The organism is Nocardiopsis sp. iso_237, assembly GCF_056173345.1.
Genome location: NZ_CM149669.1, coordinates 3,063,801 through 3,085,148, shown reverse-complemented (window position 1 = coordinate 3,085,148; position 21,348 = coordinate 3,063,801). Strand labels below are relative to the sequence as shown.

The following is a 21,348-nucleotide window of genomic DNA, read 5'->3' as shown; positions in this document are numbered from 1 at the left end:
CGGGCTCCGTCTAGTTCCCGTAGGCGCGGGCGGCCTCGGCCTCGAGGCGCTCCATGGTGCCCTCGACGTCGGAGGGGTCGCCCAGGAAGTCCTGGAGGGTCTGCCACATGCCGTCTCCGACGGTGGCGCCGAACGCGGCGGGCTGGAGGTCGGAGAGGTCGAAGCGAACGCTGTCACCGGCGTCGACGACCTGTTCCGCGACCTGGCCCAGGACCGGGTCGGCGTAGTCGTCGGCGGTCAGGTTCTGGTTCGGGGAGATGAACCCGCCGATGGACGCCCACTCGGCCGCGGCCTCCTCGGAGGCGAGGAAGCGCAGGAGCTCCATGGTGGCCTCGCTGTCGCTCATGGCGACGGCGGCGTCACCGGCCACGACCACGGCGTCGCCCTCACCGGCGATGCTGGGGAAGGGGAAGATCTGGGCGGTCTCGCCCACGGTGGAGTTGGTGCTGGCGGAGACGACCCCGCCGATGAAGTCGGCGCCCACCACCATGGCGGCGTCGGGGTCGTCGCTGTAGACGTTGACGACGGAGGTGGGGAAGTCGGTCTGGAGGCTGCCGCTGCCGCCGCCCAGCATGAGCTGCTCCCGGCCCCAGATCTCGGCCAGCGTCTCCAGGGCGACCTCGACGGTCGGGTCCGTCCACGGGATCTCGTGCGAGGCGAGCTGGTCGTACTTCTCCGGTCCCGCCGTCTGCAGGTAGACGTTCTCGAACCAGTCGGTGAGGACCCAGCCGTCGGCACCGGCGACGGACAACGGGCTGATGCCGACGTCGGAGAGGTTCTCGGAGAGTTCGACGAACTCCTCCCAGTTCTCCGGCGGGACGGCGCCGGTCTCGGCGAACAGCTCGTCGTTGTACCAGACCAGGGACTTGTTGGCGACCTTGAGGTAGACGCCGTAGGGGGTGTCGTCGACCGAGCCGATGTCCGCCCAGGCGCCGGCCATGTTCTCGTCGAGGGTCTGGACGACGTCGTCGGAGAGCGGGACCAGGACGTCGTCGGCGGCGAAGTGCTCGATGAGCCCGGCCTGCGGGATGAGCGCGACGTCGGGCTCGTCCCCGCCCTGGATGCGGGTCTGGAGCACGGTCTGGAGGTCGTCACCGGCACCGCTGTAGGAGACCGTGGCGCCGGTCTGCTCCTCGAAGATCGCGAGGACCTGCTCGAAGGCGACCTGCTCGTCACCGGCCCAGGGGCCGACGATCTCCAGGGTCTGGCCGTCGAGGTCGGCGCCGGAGGCCGAGGTGGAGCCCCCGCCGCAGGCGGTGGCGGCCAGGGTGAGGCCGAGCGCGGCGGCGGCCCCGCCGAGGACTCTGGTCCGGTGGGTGCGGTGGGACGTGGGCGCTGTCATGGGGGACGCTCCTCAGGAGTCGTGAATGGCGGTACCGGTGGCGGGGTCGAAGAACTGGAGGCGTTCGGTGTCGACGGCCACGGTGATGGTCTGGCCCTCGTACACGTGGGTGCGGGGGCTGAAGCGGCCGACGAGGACGACGCCGTCGTCGGTCGCGGGAAGGGTCTCGTCAGTCCCGGCGTCGCGGGCGAGTTCGCGGGTGTCCTCGGTGACGACGGGCGCGGCGTCGAGGGGGAAGTGGACGAGGACGTCCGAGCCCATGGCCTCGACCAGGTCCGCGACCGAGGTGAGCGTGGCCCCCTCGGTGCCGCCGACGATCCCGGCGTCCTCCATGTCCTCGGGGCGGATGCCCACGACGACCTTGGCCCCGGCGTAGCCGCGCAGGGCGGGACGGCGGTGCAGGAGGCTGTCGGGCAGGTCGAGGTGCTGGTCACCGATCCGGACGCGGAACCCGCCGTCGTCCTCGTGGAGTTCCACGCAGATGAGGTTCATGCCGGGCGAACCGACGAACCCGGCGACGAAGAGGTTGCGGGGGTGGTCGTACAGCTCCTGGGGCGGGCCGACCTGTTGGAGGACGCCGCGCTTCATGACGGCCACCCGGTCGCCCAGGGTCATCGCCTCGGTCTGGTCGTGGGTGACGTAGACCGTGGTGACGCCGAGGTCGCGCTGGATGCGGGCGATCTGGGCGCGCATCTGCACGCGGAGCTTGGCGTCCAGGTTGGACAGGGGTTCGTCCATCAGGAACGCCCGGGGTTCGCGGACGATGGCCCGGCCCATCGCCACCCGCTGGCGCTGGCCGCCGGAGAGGTTGCCCGGCTTGCGGGTGAGGTGCTCCTCCAGTTCGAGAACGCGGGCGACCTCGCGGACGCGCCGGTCGATCTCGGCCTTGGGCACCTTGCGCAGGCGCAGCCCGAACGCGATGTTCTCGAAGATGTTCAGGTGTGGGTAGAGGGCATAGGACTGGAACACCATCGCGACGTCCCGGTCACGCGCGGGAACATCGTTGACCACCTGGTCACCGATGCGCACGGTGCCCTCGCTGATGGCCTCCAGCCCCGCGACCATCCGCAGCGCGGTGGTCTTGCCGCAGCCGGAGGGTCCGACCAGCACCAGGAACTCGCCGTCCTGGATGTCGAGGGAGAGGTCGTTGACCGCGCGGGTTCCGTCCGCGTAGACCTTGCCCAGGCCGTCGATCACGATTTCCGCCACGACACCTCCGTGGAACGGGCACACTGGTGCCCGGTAGCCGGTCGGGCCGGTGGTCGCGGGCCGCGCCGCTGTGACGCGCACCACCACCGACGATGTGTGACGACAGTAGTGTCGCGCTCCCTAAGGAAGCCTTAACGCAGCGTCTCGTTCGACTTAAACCGCACCGGTCCCGCACCCTCCCGTCACAGCGGTGTTCCGCCTGATCACGGGACGCAGCCGGACTCGTGTGAAGGTGCAACATTCGTTAACGTGTGCGCATGGCAACGGTCTTGCTGGTCGAGGACGACCAGATGGTGCGGGGCGCCCTGGTGCGGGCGCTGAGTGGTCTGGGGCACGTGGTGCTGCCCGTGGGCACCGCCCTGGACGCCCTGCGCGAGGCCGCCCGGCACGAACCCGACCTGGTCATCCTGGATCTGGGGCTCCCCGACCTGGACGGCGCTGCCGCACTGCGGATGCTGCGCGGTCACAGCGACGTGCCGGTGATCGTGGCGACGGCGCGCGGCGACGAACAGTCGATAGTGCGCCTGCTCAACGACGGTGCCGACGACTACGTCGTCAAACCCTTCTCCAGCACCCAGCTGGCCGCGCGGATGAACGCGCTGCTGCGCAGGTCCGGTCGGGTCTCGGCGGGCGCGGCCCACCCCGGCGAGCTGACCGTGGGCGAGTTGTCGATCAGTCTGACACGGCGGCAGGCGTCGCTGGCGGGCATCCCCCTGGAGCTGTCGCGCCGGGAGTTCGACCTGCTGGCGTACCTGGCAGAGCACACGGGCCGGGTGGTGAGCCGCCGCGAGCTCGTGGAGGCGGTGTGGCACCAGCACCCGTTCGTGGGCCACGACCAGACCATCGACGTGCACATGTCGTGGCTGCGCCGCAAGCTCGGGGAGAGCGCGAGCCAACCCCGCTACCTGCACACGGTGCGGGGCGTGGGGCTGAAGCTGGTGGAACCGGTGTGAGGAGGCTGCTGGCCCGCGCCGTCACCCTCGCGACGGTGATGGTCGCCGTGGTGATGATCGGTGTGACCGGCGCGTGGGCCTGGTGGGAGGCGCGCGAACGCGCCCAGGAACAGGTCTGGTCACAGGCCGGGGCGGTGGCCTCGGTGGCCGAGGTGGACCCCGATCCCGCACTGCTGCGGCGCGTGGTGGCCTCGACCTCGGCGGGGGCCCGGGGGCACCTGGCGGTGCACCTGCCCGACGGGACGACCGTCGGCGCCAGCCGGGCCGGTGACACCGACGTGGCGGAGCTGCGGCGCACCGGGGCGGGGACCGGGGCCCGTGCTGAGGTCCCCGTCGAGGAGGGAACCGCGTACCTCCAGGTGGCCGGGGCGGAGTCGGGCGACGACGTGGCCGTGGTGGAGGTGTACCAGCCCCGCGGGGAGGCGGTTCGCGGCCTGGGACCGGTCCTGGGCGGCCTGGTGGTGATCGCGGTGCTCGTGGTGCTGGGCGCGGTGCTGATCACGGACCGGCTGAGCAGACCGGCCCGGCGTGCGCTGCGCGCCCTCGCGGACACCGCCGTGGAGATCGGCGAGGGGCGGCTGAACGCCCGGATACGCGTACACGGCCCCCGTGACCTGGTGGTGCTCGGTGAGTCCATCAACGCCATCGGTGAGCGCGTGCAGGGGTTGCTGACGAAGGAACGGGAGATGGCCGCCGATGTGTCACATCGCTTGCGCACCCCGCTGACGGCGCTGCGGTTGGACGCCGAACCGCTTCCCGGCCCGGAGGGCGAGCGGATCAGGGGCGCGATCGGTGCGTTGGAGCGGGACGTGGACGCCATCATCCGCGACGTGCGCCCACACGAGACGGGTCCGGAGGTCGAACGCGCCTGCGACCTGTCCGAGGCGGTGGTCGACCGCATGGGGTTCTGGTCGATGCTCGCCAACGACCAGGGCCGGGAGGTCACCCTGGAGCTGCCGGACACCCCGTGCCGGGTGGCGCTCTCCGCGCAGGAGTGCGCGGCGGTCCTGGACTCGCTGGTGGGCAACGTCTTCCGCTACACCCCGGCGGACCGCCCGTTCGCGGTGGCGGTGGTGGCGCACGCGGGGTGGGTGACGCTGCTCGTGGAGGACGCGGGGCCGGGGTTCGCGGATCCCACCGCTGCCCTGCGGCGGGGAACGAGCGGCGGCGGGTCGACCGGGCTGGGGCTGGACATCGTCCGGCACGCGGTGGAGGCCACCGGCGGGACGGTCCACCTGGAGCGCGGCAGGCTGGGCGGGGCACGGGTACGGGCGAGGTTCGCCCTGCTGGACGTACCGCACGCGGAGGAGCAGCCCCGAGCCTGGCGCCTGCGGCGATCGGGTTGAGGTTGCGGGGGTTGAGGCGGGAAGCGGATTCTTCGGCCTGGGGTTGAGGCGGGAAAGCAGCTCTACGGTTGTGGTTGCTGTCCCGCAGCCTTTCTACGGCCAACCCGCTTCTCCCGTTAGCTAAAGGTAGTCAGGTGCCGCTCACACCGTACCCCTTGGGGTTTCTCGGTCTATTCAGGGCGGGGTGGGTGGATGGTGCTCTGCCCGCACCGCACTTGGTGGACGAGCGGAACAGTGACACGACTGGCAGGTCAGGGCCAAGTACGGACACGGGCCACCCCCCAGGACAACCGACGTGTTCTAGAGATGCGTGTCCCCACCACTGGCGAAAACCCCCGCCGTCCAAGCGCCGCCCACCGCACTCCCGCCAACCCGCACCACCCAGCAAAGCGCGCACCCTCACCTCTGTACCCCGCCGTGCCTCAGGGGAATGGCGCCGTGCGTCTCACTACCGCACGAAGTTGGACTTCAAACCCCCAAGAGCCTGAGCATGTCGTCTCATCGAGCAAAGGTGCGATTATGCGTGGCGACTCTTCAGCTTCACGTAGAAATCAGACGATTTCTTATTATTGCAACCCGACCGGATCACCTCGAACTCTGGAATCGAGGAAATGAGCTTATGGAGCTGAGAGTGGCCGTAGTCTTGGTGACGAAAATCCGGATCTTGATTTCTGATAAATTTCCCAACCGCCGACAGGGAGGCTTGACCGTCACCCCCGGAGACCGCCACCACAGCGCGATGAATCAAGCCAACCGCAACTTCGTTCCTGCCCGCAGAGAACTTCTTCTTAGGCTTCTGCGGAGCTCCCTTACCGTCAGTCACCGGCGCGCCCGTGGAGCCCTTCCCCACAGGCTTGGGCTTGGGCTTGGGCTTGGGCTTGGGCTTGGGCTTGGGCTTGGGCTTGGGCTTCTCTTCTGCCTTGGTTTTTTTCCTAGCCTTCTGAGAAACACCCTTCATTCCGACCACCAAAGCGCCCTCAATCCCCTTCACCTTAGGCTCGCCAGCGCCTGAAGACTGACCCAGTTCAACAAATACGTCACATTCGCCAACGAAGAGAGACGGCGTCTTAGCCTCTCCGAAGCCGTACACCTCTGCGCCCGACTGGCGAATACGGATGGCAAGGCTAGCGAAGTCGCTGTCGCTGGAGACAAGGCAGAAACCATCGAATCTTTTGGAGTGCAATAGATCCATCGCGTCGATAATCATCACCTTGTCCGCCGAATCTTTACCTTTGACACTGGGAGGGTTCGGGATCGGTTCGATGCCATACTTATCCAGCAAGTCCTTCCACCCCCTCAGCTGGCTACCGTTCCAGTTTCCGTAGGCTCGCTTGACGATCACGGCCCCGTGTTTCGCGACTTCCGCAAACAGAAACTGGGCGTAGGCGGGACTGGTGTTCTCCGCATCGATCTGCATCGAGAGATTCTTGGTGGACGTGGTCATGGGTCACGCTCCGTTCAGGGCTGGGAACGGCGGGCCAGACCCGTTTCCGGGCAACCCGGATGACCAAAGTGGCACAGGAATGGCTGCCGAAGAACGTCCCACGCCGTGAACGGGCAGGGGCGCTCCCCCGGGAACGCCCCTGCTCTCGGGTCAGTGTTGGTCGAGGAGTTGGGCGCAGCGGATCAGGCCCAGGTGCGAGTAGGCCTGGGGGTGGTTGCCCAGAGCGCGCTCGGTGACCGGGTCGAACTCCTCGGGGATCAGACCGGTGGGTCCGGCGCTGTCCACCAGGTGCTTGAACAGCTCCTCGGCCTCGGCCCGCCTGCCGGTGAGCAGGTAGGCCTCGATCAGCCAGGTCGTGCACAGGTGGAAACCGCCCTCGCCGCCGGGCAGGCCGTCGTCGCGGTGGTACCGGTACACGGTGGGCCCGGAGCGCAGCTCGGCCTCCACGGCGGTGACGGTGGCCTGGAAACGCTCGTCGGCGGGGTCGATCAGCCCGGACAGGCCGATGTGCAGGGACGCGGCGTCCAGGTCGGTGCCGTCGTAGGCGGTGGTGTAGGCCTGGGCCTGCTCGTTCCAGCCCTTCTCCAGCACCTCCTGGGCGATGTCGGTGCGCAGGTCGGGCCAGGTGGGGTCCACCGTGCGCCCGTAGGTCTGGGCCAGGGTGATGGCGCGGTCCAGGGTGAGCCAGCACATGACCTTGGAGTAGACGCGCTGGCGGGGTTCGTCGCGTTCCTCCCAGATGCCGTGGTCGGCCTCGTGCCAGCGGCGGGCCACGGCCTGGGCCATGGAGCGGACCAGGTCCCAGTCGCGGTCGGTGAGTTCCCCGCGGGCGCGGCACAGGTGGGTGATGAGTTCGACGACGGGGCCGAACACGTCGAGTTGGACCTGGTGGTCGGCGAGGTTGCCGATGCGCACGGGGCGGGATCCGGCGTAGCCGGACAGGGACTCGATGACCTCTTCGGGGCCCAGGTCGGTGCCGCGCAGCGAGTAGAGGGGGCGCAGGAGTTCGGGTGAGGGCAGGGAGTCCACGACGCGGTGGACCCAGTCCAGGAACGCCTCGGCCTCGGTGGTCGAGCCCAGCGAGACCAGGGCCTGCACGGTCAGGGCGCCATCACGCAGCCAGCAGTACCGGTAGTCCCAGTTCCGTACCCCGCCGATCTCCTCGGGCAGGGACGTGGTCGCCGCCGCCATCACCCCGCCGGTCGGGGTGCACAACCCACGCAACGTCAACGCCGAACGCGCCACCAGCTCTCGCTGGGTCTGGGGCAGCCGGACACCGGAGAGCCAGTCGTTCCACCCTCCCTCGGTCCGGGAACGGCGGTCGGTCTCGGGGACGGGGTGCGCGGTCAGGGAGTCGGAGCCGCAGCGCAGCTCCAGCACCACCGGTTCACCCTGGGCCGGTTCGAGGGTGGCCCGGGCGGTGTCCCGGCCGTCCTCGGACACGATGTGCCAGCGCACGCCCGGGGAGCGCAGGACCAGGGGAAAGTCCGCCCCGTGGACGCGCAGTCCGTCGTCCTCCGCGACGATCCGCACCGGGGCGCGGCCGAAGTCGGGACGTGGGGCGAACTCGACGTTCACCGGTGTCGCACCCTCGACGACCCGGACGAGGTCGGTGCGGCCGGGCCCGGAATCGTGGTCGTGGGCGAGGTAGTCGGTCACGGACAGGCGGGACCAGCGGGTGCGCACGGTCATGGTGCCCGGCAGGTAGCGCTGGCCGAGCGGCATCCGTCCGTGGGCGGGCGTGACCGCGAAGACCCCCGCCTGACGGCCGCCCAGGACCTCCGCGAACAGGGCGTTGGAGTCCGGCTCGGGGTGGCAGAACCAGAGCAGGCGCGCGTCCGGCCCCAGCAGCGCCACGGACGCCTGGTTGGAGAGCATCGACATGCGCTCGATCGGGACCGGGCGCTCGCGAGGATCGGCGCAGCAGACCCGATGAGTCGGCTCCGTCGCCTCGTGTGTGCCCGTCGCTCCCTGTGTGAGAGTCACCCCGCCGCCTTTCTCCGCCGCCTTCTGGCCCGGGGACCACGTCGTCCACGGACACCCGGTCACTGACCGGCGCAAAGAACGCTAGAACAGGGGTGAACGGGCACACATCGGGTTTCACCGGACCTTAGGTGTCAGCTAAGGGACTCTTAAGGTCCCGGGCTCGACGGAAAACCGATTGCCCGGCCGTGCCCCCCGTGGAACGCTGACCTTTCGCGCCGCCCGAGCGTGCGCGGGAGTCGTGAGCAGTGGAGAAGAGCGGTCGTGGGCTACGTCGACGTCAACCAGGTGACACACACCCTGCCCGACGGGAGGGTGCTGCTGGACGGGGTGTCCTTCCGGGTCGGCGAGGGGTCCAAGACCGCGCTCGTGGGCGCCAACGGCGCGGGCAAGAGCACCCTGTTGCGCCTGGTGCGCGGCGAGTTCCCGCCCCAGTCGGGCGCGCTCACCGTCGACGGCGAGCTGGGCGTGATGCCGCAGTTCGTGGGGCACGTGCGGGACGCCACCACCGTGCACGAGCTCCTGGTGTCGGTCTCCCCCACGACCGTGCGCCGTGCCCACGCGGACCTGGAGGCGGCCGAGACGGCCATGATGCTCTCCGAGGACGAGGCCACGCAGATGCGCTACGCGGAGGCGATCGCCCGGTACGGCGACGCCGGGGGCTACGAGGCCGAGGTGGTGTGGGACCAGTGCTGCGTGGCCGCCCTGGGGGTCGCCTACGAACGCTGCCGGTGGCGCGAGGTGCGCACACTCTCCGGCGGTGAGCAGAAACGGTTGGTCATCGAGGCCCTGCTGCGCGGCCCCGCGCCGGTGCTGTTGTTGGACGAGCCGGACAACTACCTGGACGTTCCGGGTAAGCGCTGGTTGGAGGAGGCCCTGCGCGCCACCCCCAAGTCGGTCCTGTTCGTCTCCCACGACCGCGAACTGCTCAGCCGGGTCCCGGACCGGATCGTCACGGTGGAGCTGGGCGCGGCGGGCAACGACGTGTGGGTGCACGGCGGTGCCTTCGACACCTACCACGAGGCCCGGCGTGAGCGGTTCGCCCGCCTGGACGAGCTGCGCAAACGCTGGGACGAGGAGCACGCCAAGCTCAGGGCCCTGGTGTCCATGTACAAGCAGAAGGCGTCCTACAACTCGGACATGGCCACCCGGTACCAGTCCGCGCGGACCCGGCTGAACAGGTTCGAGCAGGCGGGTCCGCCCCAGCAGCAGCCCCGGGACCAGAACCTGCGGATGCGGCTGCGCGGCGGGCGTACCGGCAAGCGCGCCCTGGTGTGCGAGAACCTGGAGCTCACCGGACTGATGCGCCCCTTCGACCTGGAGGTCTGGTACGACGAGCGGGTCGCGGTGCTGGGCTCCAACGGTTCGGGCAAATCGCACTTCCTGCGGCTGCTCGCCGGTGGCGGCGACGACCCCGAGTCCTCGCTGGTCCCCGAGGAGGAGCGGGCCCGGATCGAACCGGTGCCGCACACCGGTCGGGCCCGGTTGGGCGCCCGGGTGCTGCCCGGCTGGTTCGCGCAGACCCACGAGCACCCGGAGTTCGTCGGGCGGACACTGCTCGACATCCTGCACAGCGGGCAGGGCAACCGCCGCGGGCTGCCCCGGGACGAGGCGGGCCGGGCCCTGGACCGCTACGAGCTGGCCCTCAGCGCCGAGCAGCCCTTCGACACCCTGTCCGGTGGTCAGCAGGCCCGGTTCCAGGTGCTGCTGCTGGAGCTCTCGGGCACCACGATGCTGCTGCTCGACGAACCCACGGACAACCTGGACGTGGTCTCGGCGGAGGCGCTGGAGGCGGCCCTGGACGCCTACCAGGGGACGGTTCTGGCGGTCACCCACGACCGTTGGTTCGCTCGGGGCTTCGACCGTTTCGTGGTGTTCGGTGCCGACGGCCGGGTGTACGAGTCGGACGAGCCGGTGTGGGACGAGACCCGGGTCCGACGCGCCAGGTAGGCGGTCGGGGCCGGGTCTGGCCGAACGAGGGAGGCGACATAAGGTGGCACAGAACAACAGAACATGAGAAGAAGGCTTCCCATGCCGTATCCCCCAGGCCGTCGGAGTCACCTGCCCCTGCTGTTCTCCCTCGTCGCGGTGCTGCTCGCCGGATTCTCCGCCCCGGCCCACGCCGATCCGACCGAGAACTCCCCCGGCTTCTACGCGGACATGCTGGACCGCCATGGCGGCGTGTTCGTCAGTGAGGAGCTCGCCGGTCGCCTGGACCGGCGGGAGCTCGCCGACGACCTGGGTGCCCGTGTCCGCGAGGAGGGCGTGCCTCTGGACGTCCTGGTGGTCGCCCACCCGACCCACACCGATCTCGGCCGGTTGGCCGACGCGGTGCGCTACGAGAGCGATCGCCCGCTCGTGGTGTTCTCGCCCCACACGAACCACGTGGGCGCCTCACTTCTGAGCGGGGCGGGACTCCCCTCGAAGTCCGCCACCTACACGTCCTACACCGGGGCCTACCCGGAGGATCCGCGCGACCAGCTGGACCGGCTGCTGCGCGCGGCCACCTTCCCGAACCTGGACGAACGGACCGCCCGAGCCGAGACCGAGTACGTCCGGAGCCTCGGAGCCGAGCCGGGTCCGGACTCCGCCGCCGCGGGGTGGCCGACCCAGCGCTGGCTCACCGTCACCTGGCCCGGCACGGCCGTCTTCGCGGTGAGCGCACTGGGCACCGCCCTGGTGGTGGGCGGCGTGACGACGTTCCGCCGGTCTCGGAGGGGCACGGTATGAGGCCCCTCCGCCTCCTGGCGCTCGCGCTGACCGCGCTGTTCGCGTCGATGCTTCTTCCCGGACCCGCGGCCCTGGCGGAGAGTTCCGTCGAGGGCCCGCGCGACGTGGCGGAGATCGACGACCTGACCCGGGTCGTACGCGTGGCCGAGGAACTCGCGCGGGACCCGGTCCACGTGAGCCACCTGTTCCCCGGACAACCCGACGAGAAGGCCCGGCGCGCGATGGCGGCCGAGGTCTCCGAGGCGTTCGACGGCGACGTGCCCCTGTACGTGGTCATGTACGCCGCTCCGCCCACGGACGAGACCGGCGGCCAGCCCACCCTGTTCCTGCACGCCCTGCACGAGGTGAGTGGCGCCGACGGCGTCTACGTGGCGGTGACCACGGACGGCCGGTTGGCCACGGCGGCCTTCGACAGCCCCGTCACCCCCGTACTCGACGGGTCGGACCTCCCGCACGACCTCCGACCCGCGGACTCCGTCTCCAGGATCGTCGCGGTGCTGGACGAGTCACCGAGGACCCACGTGGAGGCCACCCCGCTCACCCGTGACGCCGACCCCGACGTGGAGCAGCGGACCGACCACATCATGTCGCGCGGCGACCTGGCATGGCTGATGGCGATCCCCGGGGTCGTGGTCGGGGTCCTCGTCGCCATCCTGTACCTGAGGTGGTCCGTTCGGTACCTCTCCCCCGCGTCCGACCAGGAGACGGGGGCCTGGTTCACAGTCGCCAGCCGTGGCTCCCGCGGCCGGATCCGGAGCAGGTTGGCCCGTGAACTGCGGGCGCTGCGCCGCGAGTTCGAGGCGACCCCTCCAGGCCACGAGGGGCTGCCGCGTGCACGGGAGGCCTACGACGCGGCGGGGCTCATCGCCTCCTCCTCAGGTCCCCCGGTCACGGCACTGGTCTGCGGGCTGGTCCTGGCGCGGCACGGACGGAGGGCGCTCGTCCATCCGCACGCGGGCGAGGCCGCCCCCTGCCGGAACAACCCCCTGCACGCCCCGGCCACGGAACGGCGGGACTTCCACCTGGACGGCACCCGCCGCCGGTGGAGGGTGTGCGCGGCCTGCGCGTCCACGAGGTCGGTCCGCGGAATGGGCATGTACCTCCGGCATGAGGGGCGCCGTGTGCACGTGTCCGACGTGGACGACCCCTGGGCCGAGGCCGCGCTGAGCGGTCGCGAGCCCTTCGCACAGGTCCGAACACTGCTGGGAGTCCCCTCATGATCCGCGCCCTCACCGCCCTGCTCCTCTGCCTGCCGGTCCTGTGGTCCGCCCCCGCCGCAGCCGCGGCCGCTCCGGCGGATTCCGGCCCGGACCGGATCCTCAGTCCGGTGGTCGTCGCCGAACACCTGGCCGAGGACCCCGTCTACGTCCACCCCGACCGGCACCTCGACGGCGACCGGTCGACGATCCTGTCCCAGGTCCGGGCCGTGGAGCTCAGCGAACGCATCGCTCGGGAGCTGCCGCACGTGTACGTCGCCGTCACTCCCTGGCAGAACGCGCCCCGGTCGATGGCCACCGCGTTGGCCAACCGGGCCGAGACGGAGGGCACCTATCTGGTGGTGGGCACCGGTCACACCGTGGTCGCCGTGCGCTCCGACGGGGACCGGACACCCGGTCCCTCCTCGGACACGGTGCGGATGGCCCTGACCGTGGTCAACGAACGCCCCGACATGGCCCGCGCCGACCTGGACGAACGGCTCGACCTCGCCCTGGACCTGCTGGGTGACGAACGGGCGGCGGCCCGCGAGTACGAGCGGTTGGCGTCCGGCTCCGAGCCGGGCCGCCGCACCGTGTCCCTGGTGGTCGTGCTGGTCGCCTCGCTCCCTCTGGTGGGCCTGGGCCTGTGGGCCCTGCGCCGACGCGCGCTCCGGCCGGTCCGGGTCGTCCCTCTCTCGGAGGCCGTGGTCGACACGGTGGACGCCGCCGCCCAGGAGGAACTGCGCCGGGAACTCACCCGGGACCTGCCCTCCTACGGTCGCAGGGTGGCCCACTTCAAGGGGCCGCGCTCCCGCGCGTCGAAGGCCCTGGCCACCTACGAGGCCGCCGCGCGGGTGCTGGACACCGCCGGTGACATGTCCGACCTGGTCGGGGTACGCGTGCTGCTGGACCACTGCGAGGCAGCGCTGACGGCGGGTCCCTCACCGCGCCACTGCTTCTTCGACCCCCGGCACCAGGGTGTGACGGCCCCGGTCAGCCTGCGGGTACCGGCGAGCCCCCGTGCGACGACGGTTCCGGCCTGTCCCGACTGCCGACGCGACGTGCGCTCCCACGTGCCCCCGAGGGCCGTTCTGGACACCTCCCGGGACCGGCCGTCGCCGTACTACGCGGTGCCCGCGGAGCACAGTGTGTGGGCGGCGACCGGGTACGGCACCACCGCCCCGGACCTGGTCGAGCGGATCCTGGGCGGTGGTGCGCGGGGCTGAGTCCGGAGCGTCCGTCGCGCGTGTGCGCGGCGGACGCCCGGAGGGCGTTCTTCGTCACGTCGGGGCCCGGTCGTGGAGGTGTCCGCGACCGGGCCCCGACGCGTCTCCCGGAACCCCGATCCGCCCTGGAAAGCCGTCGGGCAGGGCGGTGCGGGGCCCGGACGGGTATCCCGTCCGGCAACGCCCGCTCCAGCCCTCATGACGCGTGGTGATCACGCCCGCGCCGTCCGCTTTTGTGTCTTCCTCCAGTCGAACCCCCCGAATTTGCATGTCAATTCGGATCATCCGATGATTTGGTGCGCGATCGATCCACACCGGAAGGCCCCACCACGATGAAGTTCCCCAAGGGCGGCTCGGACACGGTGTCCGAAGACCGGACCCCCGCCGCCACCGAGCGGCCCGAGGACGAGCGTCCGCCCCTGCGGTTCCTGGTCACCTACGGCGTCCAGCACATCCTCGCCCTGTACGCCGGGGTCGTGACCCCGCCGCTCATCATGGCCGCCGCCGTGGGCCTGGACCCGGTGGAGACCGGCCTGATCATCAGCGCGGCCCTGTTGGTCGCCGGTCTGATGACGCTGGTCCAGACACTGGGCGTGTGGCGGTTCGGCATGCGCATGCCGCTGGTGATCGGCGCCTCGTTCATCCCGATCACCGCGATGACCGCGATCGGTGAGTCCAGTGGCCTGCCCGCCGTCTTCGGCGCCTCGATCGTCGCCGGGCTCTTCGGCATCCTCATCGCTCCGGTGATGGCCAGTCTGATCCGCTTCTTCCCCCCGGTGGTCACCGGCAGCGTGATCACCGTCGTCGGCCTCTCCCTGATCCCCGTCGCGATCGGCTGGATCACCGACAACAGCGAGACCGGAACGCCCTCCGACACGAACCTGCTGTTGGGCGGGGGAACCCTGCTCATCATCCTGGCGCTCTCCCGGGTCCTGCGCGGCGTGTGGGGCCGGGCCTCCATCCTCCTCGGCATGGTGCTGGGCACCCTGTTCGCCGCCGTCCTGGGCGAGGTCGACTTCGGCGCGGTGGGTCAGGGGCCGGTGTTCTCCCTGCCCACGCCGTTCCACTTCGGCGCCCCCGAGTTCCAGGTCGCGGCGATCATCACGATGTGCGTCATGATGATCGTGATCCTGTCCGAGGGCATGGCCGACATCCTCGCGGTCAGCGCGGTCGTGGGCAGCAAGGTGGACGGACGCCGCCTGGCCGACGGCCTGCGCGCCGACGCCGCGACGGCGGTCGTCGGACCGCTGTTCAACTCCTTCCCTGGGAGCACGTTCAGCCAGAACATCGGCCTGATCGCCCTCAACAAGGTGCGTAGCCGCTACGTGGTGGCCGCCGGCGCCGTCCTGCTGCTCGTGATGGGCCTCTTCCCGATCCTGGGCCGGGTCGTCGCGATGATCCCCTCGCCCGTCCTGGGCGGCGCCGGTCTGGTGCTGTTCGGCTCGGTGGCGGCCGCCGGGATCCAGACCCTCGGCAAGGTGGACTACGAGGACAACCAGAACCTGGTGATCGTGGCGGTCTCGCTCGGGTTCGGCATCCTGTCGATCGCCTCCCCCGACTTCTTCGCCGCCTTCCCGGACTGGGCCACGATGATCCTGCACTCGGGCATCGTCACCGCGACCGCCTCCGCGCTGGTGCTCAACGTGTTCTTCAACGTCCTGAGCAGCGCCGATGAGCGGCGCCGGGCGGAATCCGCTCCATCGGACTGAGCCGTTTCCTGCACGTGCCCTCAGTCGACTTCGAGCCTGATTCACCAACTTCATCACTGGTCAGAAGGTTGCTCTGATTCTTTTACCTGAAGGGCTGGTCCCCCAGATGGGAGATATCTGGGAGATCAGTCATCAGCGGGCTCTGGAGAGAGCTCATCATTGATGTCTTTACGGTACTGCTCTTCGAGGGTCGGCGCCATCACGAAGAGGCGATCGCGTTCCGCCTCGGTCAGGGTGCTGACACTCACCGCCCACCGGGCTTCGAGCACTCTGAGTACTTGTTCCAGCATCACCGGGGTCACATGCTCATAGACCCGGGCCATCCCCGGGACCTTGTGCCCCAGTCGAGCGGCCCGCGCCACCTCCGGGATCCCGTCTTCAGCCAACCACGTGCGGTGAGTGTGTCGGCCGGCTTCATGGAACGTGATGCCCTCAACGAGCGACTGCCGCATCCATGCCTGCTCGTTTGGGTTCCCATCCCAAGCTGGACGCCAGAACCGGTACTGGAAGTTGGTCCGACGAAGCCACCCTCCACTAAAATTCGTGAACAGGTACTCCTGCTCGCAAGAACGTGCCAAGTCGGTGTAAAGCGCGTCCAGAAAGGGTGGGAGCTGCACCCACCGCTTCCCAGCCGGGGTCTTGGGCTTGTCCGCGATCTCCATCCGGCCACTACCAGTCTCACGCAGCGGAGCGCGCACAGGTACAGCCGGAACGACGTTGTCATAGTCACAGGGACGCAACGTGACCTGCTCAGACCATCGCAGCCCTGTGTAACTGTTGAGTAGTGCCAGAACCATCCCGGCCTTCCCGAAGGTCTTATACAGGCGCATTGCTGCCCGCAGCACCTGCACTGACGTAGCCACCTGATGCTCAGCTTCATACCCGCCAGTCGTCACCCGCACCATTCTGGCAGGATTCCCCGGGAGCTTACGAGCGCGAACCGCTTCTTCCAAGACCTGGGAGAAGTAGTAGTAGATCGAAGCCACCGTTGGTTCAGCCAGTTGAGCATGCAATCTAGTGGCCCAGGCACGAATTTCCAGGTGGCCTCCGAAAATCGCGCCCAGCGTCCAGTTCTCCCACTGAGGCAGAATGTGAGCATTCAGGTGAGACCGGTACCGCTCTCGGGTATTACTGGCCAAGCGCGCTGCGTTGAAAACCCTTTCCGCGAAAGGGCCGAACTGCTCATCAGCGTGCTTCGGGTCGATCCAGGACTGTCGGCGAATATCCGTCTCTTGGTCACCGCCCCAATCCAGCGCTGCCTTCTTGGTCTCGAACCCGGACTCCGAGGCCCAGTTGCCATCGGGCCTCTTGTACTTGACGCGCCAGGACTTGCCTCGCTTTTCTGCATACGCCATGCGTACGAACTCCTTTCAAGGGTTACTCGGTTCTTCTCCGGGGGCGGCCCACAGGTCCGGCCACGGGGTCTCGGTGACCATCGTGGATGATCTGCGCAAGGTCATCGGCGCTGAACCGCAGGTGCTTACCGAGGAAGGTGCAGGGCACCAGCCGGGCAGAGGCCCGCTTACGCAGCCAGGACTCGGGGACCTTGAGCTTTTCGGCGGTCTGGGCCGGAGTGAACAACTCCAGCGGCGCGGCTGCCCCGGAGGAACTCGAATCGTAGGTAGTGCTCAGCTGCTCAGGAAGCTGTTCGCGGCGCCTGTTTGTCGGTCGATGCCGTTCACTCATTCGGCGCTCCCTCGGTCACCGCGGTTGCCGCGGCAGCACTGCGGCATGCCGCTGACGTGACGGGGCAAGCAGCAGCGGCCACCAGGTAGGCGAACTTCGTTTGCGACTTCGTCCAACAGGTGCCGCACGGCAACGGTCGCCTGCTGCGGCACCACCCCGTTACCGAGGGCCTGAAGCTGGGCACGGCGCGGCATGCCGAGGTCCAGGGCGGTGACCCACCCTTCGGGAAGGCCCATCATCCACTCGACCAGTTCGGGACTCAATCGGGGTTGTCCCCGGGTGCCGACTTCGGTCGGCGCTGGTGCCGCTCTGCCGAGCACCTTCTCCCAGTGCCGGATCGCCGGTTCGTAGGTGCCCCATGCGTACGCGAACGGCGCCGGGGTGTGCTGTCGCCGGTGTGGGTACCGATGGCCGCGGAGGGCAGCGTGGGGTGCCCGCGTGAATCCCGCTGCCTCGGGCTGCCTTTGGTGGCATCGCTGGCCAGGGGTGTGGGCAGCAGAGGCCCGGGGGTGCGCGTGCGAGCGGTGGTGTGCGCAGTGCGGGTGCGTGCGTACGCGGGTGTGTGGGGCGGATGGCACAGCACATCGCCGACCCGCACCTGGCGTCCGCGCCGCGTACGCCGTTTCGGATCGGACGGGCCCCGGGCCCCGTCGCTCGCGCACGGGGTGGGCAGTAACGAACACGCGCTCGCGCCTGTGGGGCGCACCGATGTCGGAGGCGCGTACGCAACACCAGCGTGCGTCATACCCTGCACGGGCCAGGTCTGCGAGTACGCGGTCGAAGCCGCGTCCTCGCCAGCGGAGGGCGGCCACGTTCTCCAGCACGAGGAGTGATGGTCGTAGATGGCGAACGGCGTCCATGACTCGGAACCAGACACCAGAACGTTCTCCTTTCTCGATTCCAGCGCCTGCCCCAGCCGCGCTGACGTCCTGGCAGGGGAACCCGGCAGTGATCACATCAACCCGGTCCGCAGCCGGCCAGTGGACGGTTGCCAGGTCACCGAGATTGGGGGTCCCAGGGAAGCGGTGTTCGAGCAGGCCCGCGACATGAGGGTCGTGATCGGCGACCCAGGCCAGCCGCGTTTCACCTCCCAGAGCTGCGGCAACGCCCATGTCCAGTCCGGCATAGCCGCTGCACAGGGATCCGATTAGAGTCGGCCGCGTTGCCTGAGGGGTCCTGTGGGGTTGCGTTGTGGTCGTCATGAGGCCTCACCGTCGGATGCCGATCCGGTATCGGTATCGCCGCGGCACGACCACGGGGCGCACCCTTCCGGTTCGGGGCCGGAGTCGATGCCGAGGTCGACGTCGGTCAACGGTGTTCGGGAGGCGTGCAGGTAGTAGGTGCCGCGTAGCGGCATGCCGCGCTTTGCCGCTGCGGGGTGGCCGTGCCGGATCTGGGCATCGAAGTCGACGGCGTCGGCGAACTCCGCCGGTGCTGTTGCTCGCAGTTCGGCCCAGGAGGTGTTGGACCGGTAGGGGCAGCCAACGCACGCTGAGCGCGGGGTGTGCCCCCATCCGTGGGCGGTCAGGTAGGCGCGGCAGTCACGGCGGGTCCAGCCCAGGTCCAGCAACGGGAAGGTGTTCTTGAGGTAGCGGACGTCGGCGTCCTTGGCGCGGTGGACCTCGTCCACGCTGATGCCGATGGCCTGGGTGGCGTAGACCCTGGTGGGAACGCGGGTGGGGTGCGGGTAGCCCAGCAGGCGACGGGCTTCGCGCTTGAGAGGGCGGATCTTGTATTCGCTGGTGCACTGTCTCCTGGCCATTCCCCGCTGGCCTTCGGCTCCCAGGACGAACAGCGGCATCGAGGCGAACCGATGCCGCTCGTCCAGGGCGTCGTCGCGGATGTTGCCCGCGCTGACACGGATGATGGGGATGCCCGCTTCGGCTGCGGTGTGTTCCAGACGTTCCAGGTGTCGGTAGACGCTGCGGGGTTCCCATCCGGTGTCGGCGAACAAGGCGTAGTCGAAGGGTTCGATGGCGCCTTGGGCCGCGAGCAGGAGCAGAGTCGTGGACTGAACCCCGGCCCCGAGGGAGAGCAGTCGCAGCGTCGGCGCAGTGGTCGTAGTGGTGGCGCTCATCGGTTGCCGCCTCTCTGCTCCGAGCTGCCGGACCCGTTGCCGCGGCTCGTCCACGGCGTACAGCCGCTGAGCTCAGACCCGCCGGACTGGGTCAGGTCCACCTGGTCCAGGGGCACACGATCGGGATGAAGGAAGAACTGCGTGCCGGGCGGCATGCCGCGCAGTGCCGGGGAAGGGTGGCCGTGCCGGAGCGTGGTGTCCACGGCAACTGCGTCGGCGAACGTTGCCGGGGCGGTTTCGCGGAGGTGCCGCCAGGACCGGTTGGTGCGCAGCGGGCAGGCCACGCATGCCAGGTCGAGTTCTACGGGGAGATCGTGGTGGGCCAGGAATGCCGCACAGTCGCTGCGGGTCCACCCGATCTCGATCAGCGGGTGCCGCAACCGGACGTAGCGCGGACCGGTCGACGGCGGTGCCTGGGCCTGGCCGAGGGTGGTGCCGGTGGCGCACTCGGCCAGGATCCCGTCGGGAACCGGTCTGGGGCGCGGATACCGGAGTAGGTGACGCACGACGCCGACGAGGGCGAAACTTTGGCGGCGTGTGCACCCGTGCGGCAACCGTCCCTGCGCTCCGTCAGGGGTGAGGGTGAACAGCTGCAACGGCACCGCGGAGCCGTCGAGGGCGGCCCGAACCGTGTCGCCGGCCTGGGCCAGGATCCAGTCCATGTCCGCTGTGACGGCCATCCGCCGCAACGCGACCAGCGGGAGGTAGTTAGCGAGGTTCCTGCCGGTGTCGAGCACCACGGCGGCATCGAATCGGGGGATCGCCCCGTGGGCGGCCAGGACGAGCAAGGTCGTCGCCCCCGGACTGCCGTCGATCAGCAGCAGCCGTGTGCGAGGTGATGGATGGTGGGTCATCGGTAAGTGGTCGGCTGGGTGTCGAACGCGCCTCACTATCAAAAGGAACGAGATGGCGATTTTCGCTCATTGCCCAGGTGAGAAACCGTACGCACCACGTACGCACCAGCCCGAGCCGCTGGACTTTCCCTGCACTTGATTTGGGCATAAGTGTGCGCGAAGCACACATCGGATCCGTTTGCGTGAGCAGATAAGACGCAGCTCGTGTGCGCACTTCTGTGCTGATCTTCTGCTCATTTTCTGCGAATCCAGTCGTGCTTCATGGGACTCCCCGAAAGAGATGGGAGTTCGACATGGAACACACCGATCAGCCATTCGAGGTATTGCGGCGCACGCTCGCTCTGCTCACCACAGGGCCTGGCCAGCCCACCCTGCCCACCGCTTCGGTGGAGGGTATCGACGCTGCGGAGCTGACCGCTGCCCAGGTCCTGGACCGGCTGCGTGGGGGGCCGCAGAACCAGACCGATGAGCTCTGGCACCGGGTGTTCGCCCACGCGCGTTCGGGCGAGTCCACGTGGACGGTCATCGCCGCCGGGGCGATGCTGCCGCCCATGGTGACCGCATGCGCCCGGTATGCACGTGTGCCCGCGCAACAGATCCCGGATGTGGAGTCGGAACTACTCACAGCACTGCTGGAGCAGGTGCGATCCCTGCCCGCTGGTGTGGTCGACGTGCAGCATCGGCTCTGGTCAGCGGTGACCAACACTGCCAACAGGTACTGCTACCGCCAGGTGCGCGAAGCGAGCGCGGTGGCGGCCTGGGACCCGAGCTTGGCCGCCGCAGGACGCAGCAGCGGCCGAGGGCCGGTCACGGTATTGGCCGAGGCCATGTCCGCAGGAGTAGTGACCTCGGTGGAGGCCGACCTGGTGGCGCGGACCCGTCTGGAGGGTAAGCCGTTGAGCCAGGTCGCCAAGGATCTGCGGCTGTCCTACATCACCGCGCGTCGGTGGCGGAAAGCTGCCGAGGAACGGCTGGCATCATCCCTGGCCACAGACGAATCTGAGATGCCGATGAGCGATATCACCACCTGAATTCCTTTTGATGGGTGAGGAGAGTTCCTCCTCCCCCGCCAAAAGGGGACACACCAGCCGGGGCGAAGAAGGTGCCGAACGCCCACCACCGAAAGCGCCATTGAGGGAAAGGAGGAGTCGGCGTCTTCGCCCCGGCCCTGGATTCGTGTGTCCCGCTAATTATCGCGGGGCTTCACCGAATCGAGGTGACAGCGATGGAGGCGGTCAAGAACTATCTGCTGCCCACCCTAGTTCTGGGGGTGGCCGTGGGCTTGGTCGTGGTTTTGGGTGAGGTCTCGCCTGTGTGGGCGCAAGAGGCCGAGGAGCCCGGGGTCAGCGAACTGGACGCCGTGATCACCAACGTGCGGAACTGGTTGGTGGGCCTGTTGGTCGTGCTGGCAACGCTGCTGCTAACCATCGGCGGGCTCAGGTACTTGCTAGCCGGCGGCGACCCGGGTGAGGTCAACAAGGCCAAGGACACGTTGAAGTACGCCGCTTTGGGGTATCTGGTGGCGATCCTCGCGCCGATCCTGGTCCAGATCCTGCGCGGGTTCGTGGGGCTGTGATGAGACCATGCGTCAGG

General features: G+C 69.0%; 17 protein-coding genes. 9 read left to right on the top strand and 8 right to left on the bottom strand.

The features are described 5' to 3' along the window. Window positions 1–10: 10 nt before the first annotated feature. On the bottom strand, window positions 11–1,342 hold the full coding sequence (locus AC0VYM_RS14110) for an ABC transporter substrate-binding protein (protein WP_475462729.1): 1,332 nt from the start codon (window positions 1,340–1,342) through the stop codon (window positions 11–13). A gap of 12 nt (window positions 1,343–1,354) precedes the next feature. Continuing rightward, window positions 1,355–2,551 carry an ABC transporter ATP-binding protein gene (locus AC0VYM_RS14105; RefSeq protein WP_475462728.1) on the bottom strand — a complete coding sequence of 399 codons (1,197 nt, stop codon included), beginning with the start codon at window positions 2,549–2,551 and terminating at the stop codon, window positions 1,355–1,357. A 257-nt stretch (window positions 2,552–2,808) separates the two neighbouring features. On the opposite strand from AC0VYM_RS14105, the gene AC0VYM_RS14100 reads away from it, so the two are divergent. Together AC0VYM_RS14100 and AC0VYM_RS14095 are read left to right on the top strand one after the other, a co-directional pair. Continuing rightward, window positions 2,809–3,504 (top strand): response regulator transcription factor, encoded by a 696-nt coding sequence (locus tag AC0VYM_RS14100; protein WP_475462727.1) that lies wholly within the window; start codon window positions 2,809–2,811, stop codon window positions 3,502–3,504. Further along, window positions 3,501–4,850 (top strand): sensor histidine kinase, encoded by a 1,350-nt coding sequence (locus tag AC0VYM_RS14095; protein ID WP_475462726.1) that lies wholly within the window; start codon window positions 3,501–3,503, stop codon window positions 4,848–4,850. Before AC0VYM_RS14100 ends, AC0VYM_RS14095 begins: the two co-directional genes overlap by 4 nt. 517 nt (window positions 4,851–5,367) lie before the next feature. Here the strand turns inward: AC0VYM_RS14095 and AC0VYM_RS14090 are convergent. Both AC0VYM_RS14090 and AC0VYM_RS14085 read right to left on the bottom strand, forming a co-directional pair. Beyond that, the gene (locus tag AC0VYM_RS14090) at window positions 5,368–6,294 is read right to left on the bottom strand and encodes an NYN domain-containing protein (RefSeq protein WP_475462725.1); all 927 of its coding nucleotides are present in this window, start codon (window positions 6,292–6,294) and stop codon (window positions 5,368–5,370) included. Between the two features lie 150 nt (window positions 6,295–6,444). Next, a complete protein-coding gene (locus AC0VYM_RS14085; protein WP_475462724.1) occupies window positions 6,445–8,280 on the bottom strand; it encodes a glycoside hydrolase family 15 protein in 1,836 nt (611 codons plus the stop codon). A 261-nt stretch (window positions 8,281–8,541) separates the two neighbouring features. Here AC0VYM_RS14085 and AC0VYM_RS14080 point away from each other — a divergent pair, with 261 nt between their 5' ends. From AC0VYM_RS14080 to AC0VYM_RS14060, 5 genes are all read left to right on the top strand, one after another. Continuing rightward, the gene (locus AC0VYM_RS14080) at window positions 8,542–10,227 is read left to right on the top strand and encodes an ABC-F family ATP-binding cassette domain-containing protein (RefSeq protein ID WP_475462723.1); all 1,686 of its coding nucleotides are present in this window, start codon (window positions 8,542–8,544) and stop codon (window positions 10,225–10,227) included. Between the two features lie 81 nt (window positions 10,228–10,308). After that, complete coding sequence (locus tag AC0VYM_RS14075; protein WP_475462722.1) at window positions 10,309–11,007, top strand: hypothetical protein; 699 nt, start codon at window positions 10,309–10,311, stop codon at window positions 11,005–11,007. Further along, window positions 11,004–12,227, top strand: a complete 1,224-nt coding sequence (locus AC0VYM_RS14070; RefSeq protein WP_475462721.1) for a hypothetical protein — start codon at window positions 11,004–11,006, stop codon at window positions 12,225–12,227. The genes AC0VYM_RS14075 and AC0VYM_RS14070 overlap by 4 nt, the downstream gene beginning before the upstream one ends. Then, entirely contained in the window at window positions 12,224–13,429 is a 1,206-nt protein-coding gene (locus AC0VYM_RS14065) for a hypothetical protein (RefSeq protein WP_475462720.1), read from the top strand. Before AC0VYM_RS14070 ends, AC0VYM_RS14065 begins: the two co-directional genes overlap by 4 nt. A 332-nt stretch (window positions 13,430–13,761) precedes the next feature. After that, on the top strand, window positions 13,762–15,138 hold the full coding sequence (locus AC0VYM_RS14060; RefSeq protein WP_475463035.1) for a nucleobase:cation symporter-2 family protein: 1,377 nt from the start codon (window positions 13,762–13,764) through the stop codon (window positions 15,136–15,138). 125 nt (window positions 15,139–15,263) lie between these two features. Here the strand turns inward: AC0VYM_RS14060 and AC0VYM_RS14055 are convergent, their stop codons facing one another. From AC0VYM_RS14055 to AC0VYM_RS14040, 4 genes are all read right to left on the bottom strand, one after another. Further along, a complete protein-coding gene (locus tag AC0VYM_RS14055; protein ID WP_475462719.1) occupies window positions 15,264–16,493 on the bottom strand; it encodes a tyrosine-type recombinase/integrase in 1,230 nt (409 codons plus the stop codon). Between the two features lie 327 nt (window positions 16,494–16,820). Then, a complete protein-coding gene (locus tag AC0VYM_RS14050) occupies window positions 16,821–18,026 on the bottom strand; it encodes a DNA cytosine methyltransferase (protein ID WP_475462718.1) in 1,206 nt (401 codons plus the stop codon). After that, window positions 18,023–18,901, bottom strand: a complete 879-nt coding sequence (locus AC0VYM_RS14045; protein ID WP_475462717.1) for a hypothetical protein — start codon at window positions 18,899–18,901, stop codon at window positions 18,023–18,025. The genes AC0VYM_RS14050 and AC0VYM_RS14045 overlap by 4 nt, the downstream gene beginning before the upstream one ends. Beyond that, a complete protein-coding gene (locus AC0VYM_RS14040; protein ID WP_475462716.1) occupies window positions 18,898–19,755 on the bottom strand; it encodes a hypothetical protein in 858 nt (285 codons plus the stop codon). The genes AC0VYM_RS14045 and AC0VYM_RS14040 overlap by 4 nt, the downstream gene beginning before the upstream one ends. Window positions 19,756–20,048: 293 nt before the next feature. Between AC0VYM_RS14040 and AC0VYM_RS14035 the strand changes: the two genes are divergently transcribed. Both AC0VYM_RS14035 and AC0VYM_RS14030 read left to right on the top strand, forming a co-directional pair. After that, a complete protein-coding gene (locus AC0VYM_RS14035) occupies window positions 20,049–20,786 on the top strand; it encodes a hypothetical protein (RefSeq protein WP_475462715.1) in 738 nt (245 codons plus the stop codon). Window positions 20,787–20,980: 194 nt separating this feature from the next. Continuing rightward, a complete protein-coding gene (locus tag AC0VYM_RS14030) occupies window positions 20,981–21,331 on the top strand; it encodes a pilin (protein ID WP_475462714.1) in 351 nt (116 codons plus the stop codon). Window positions 21,332–21,348 lie beyond the last annotated feature (17 nt).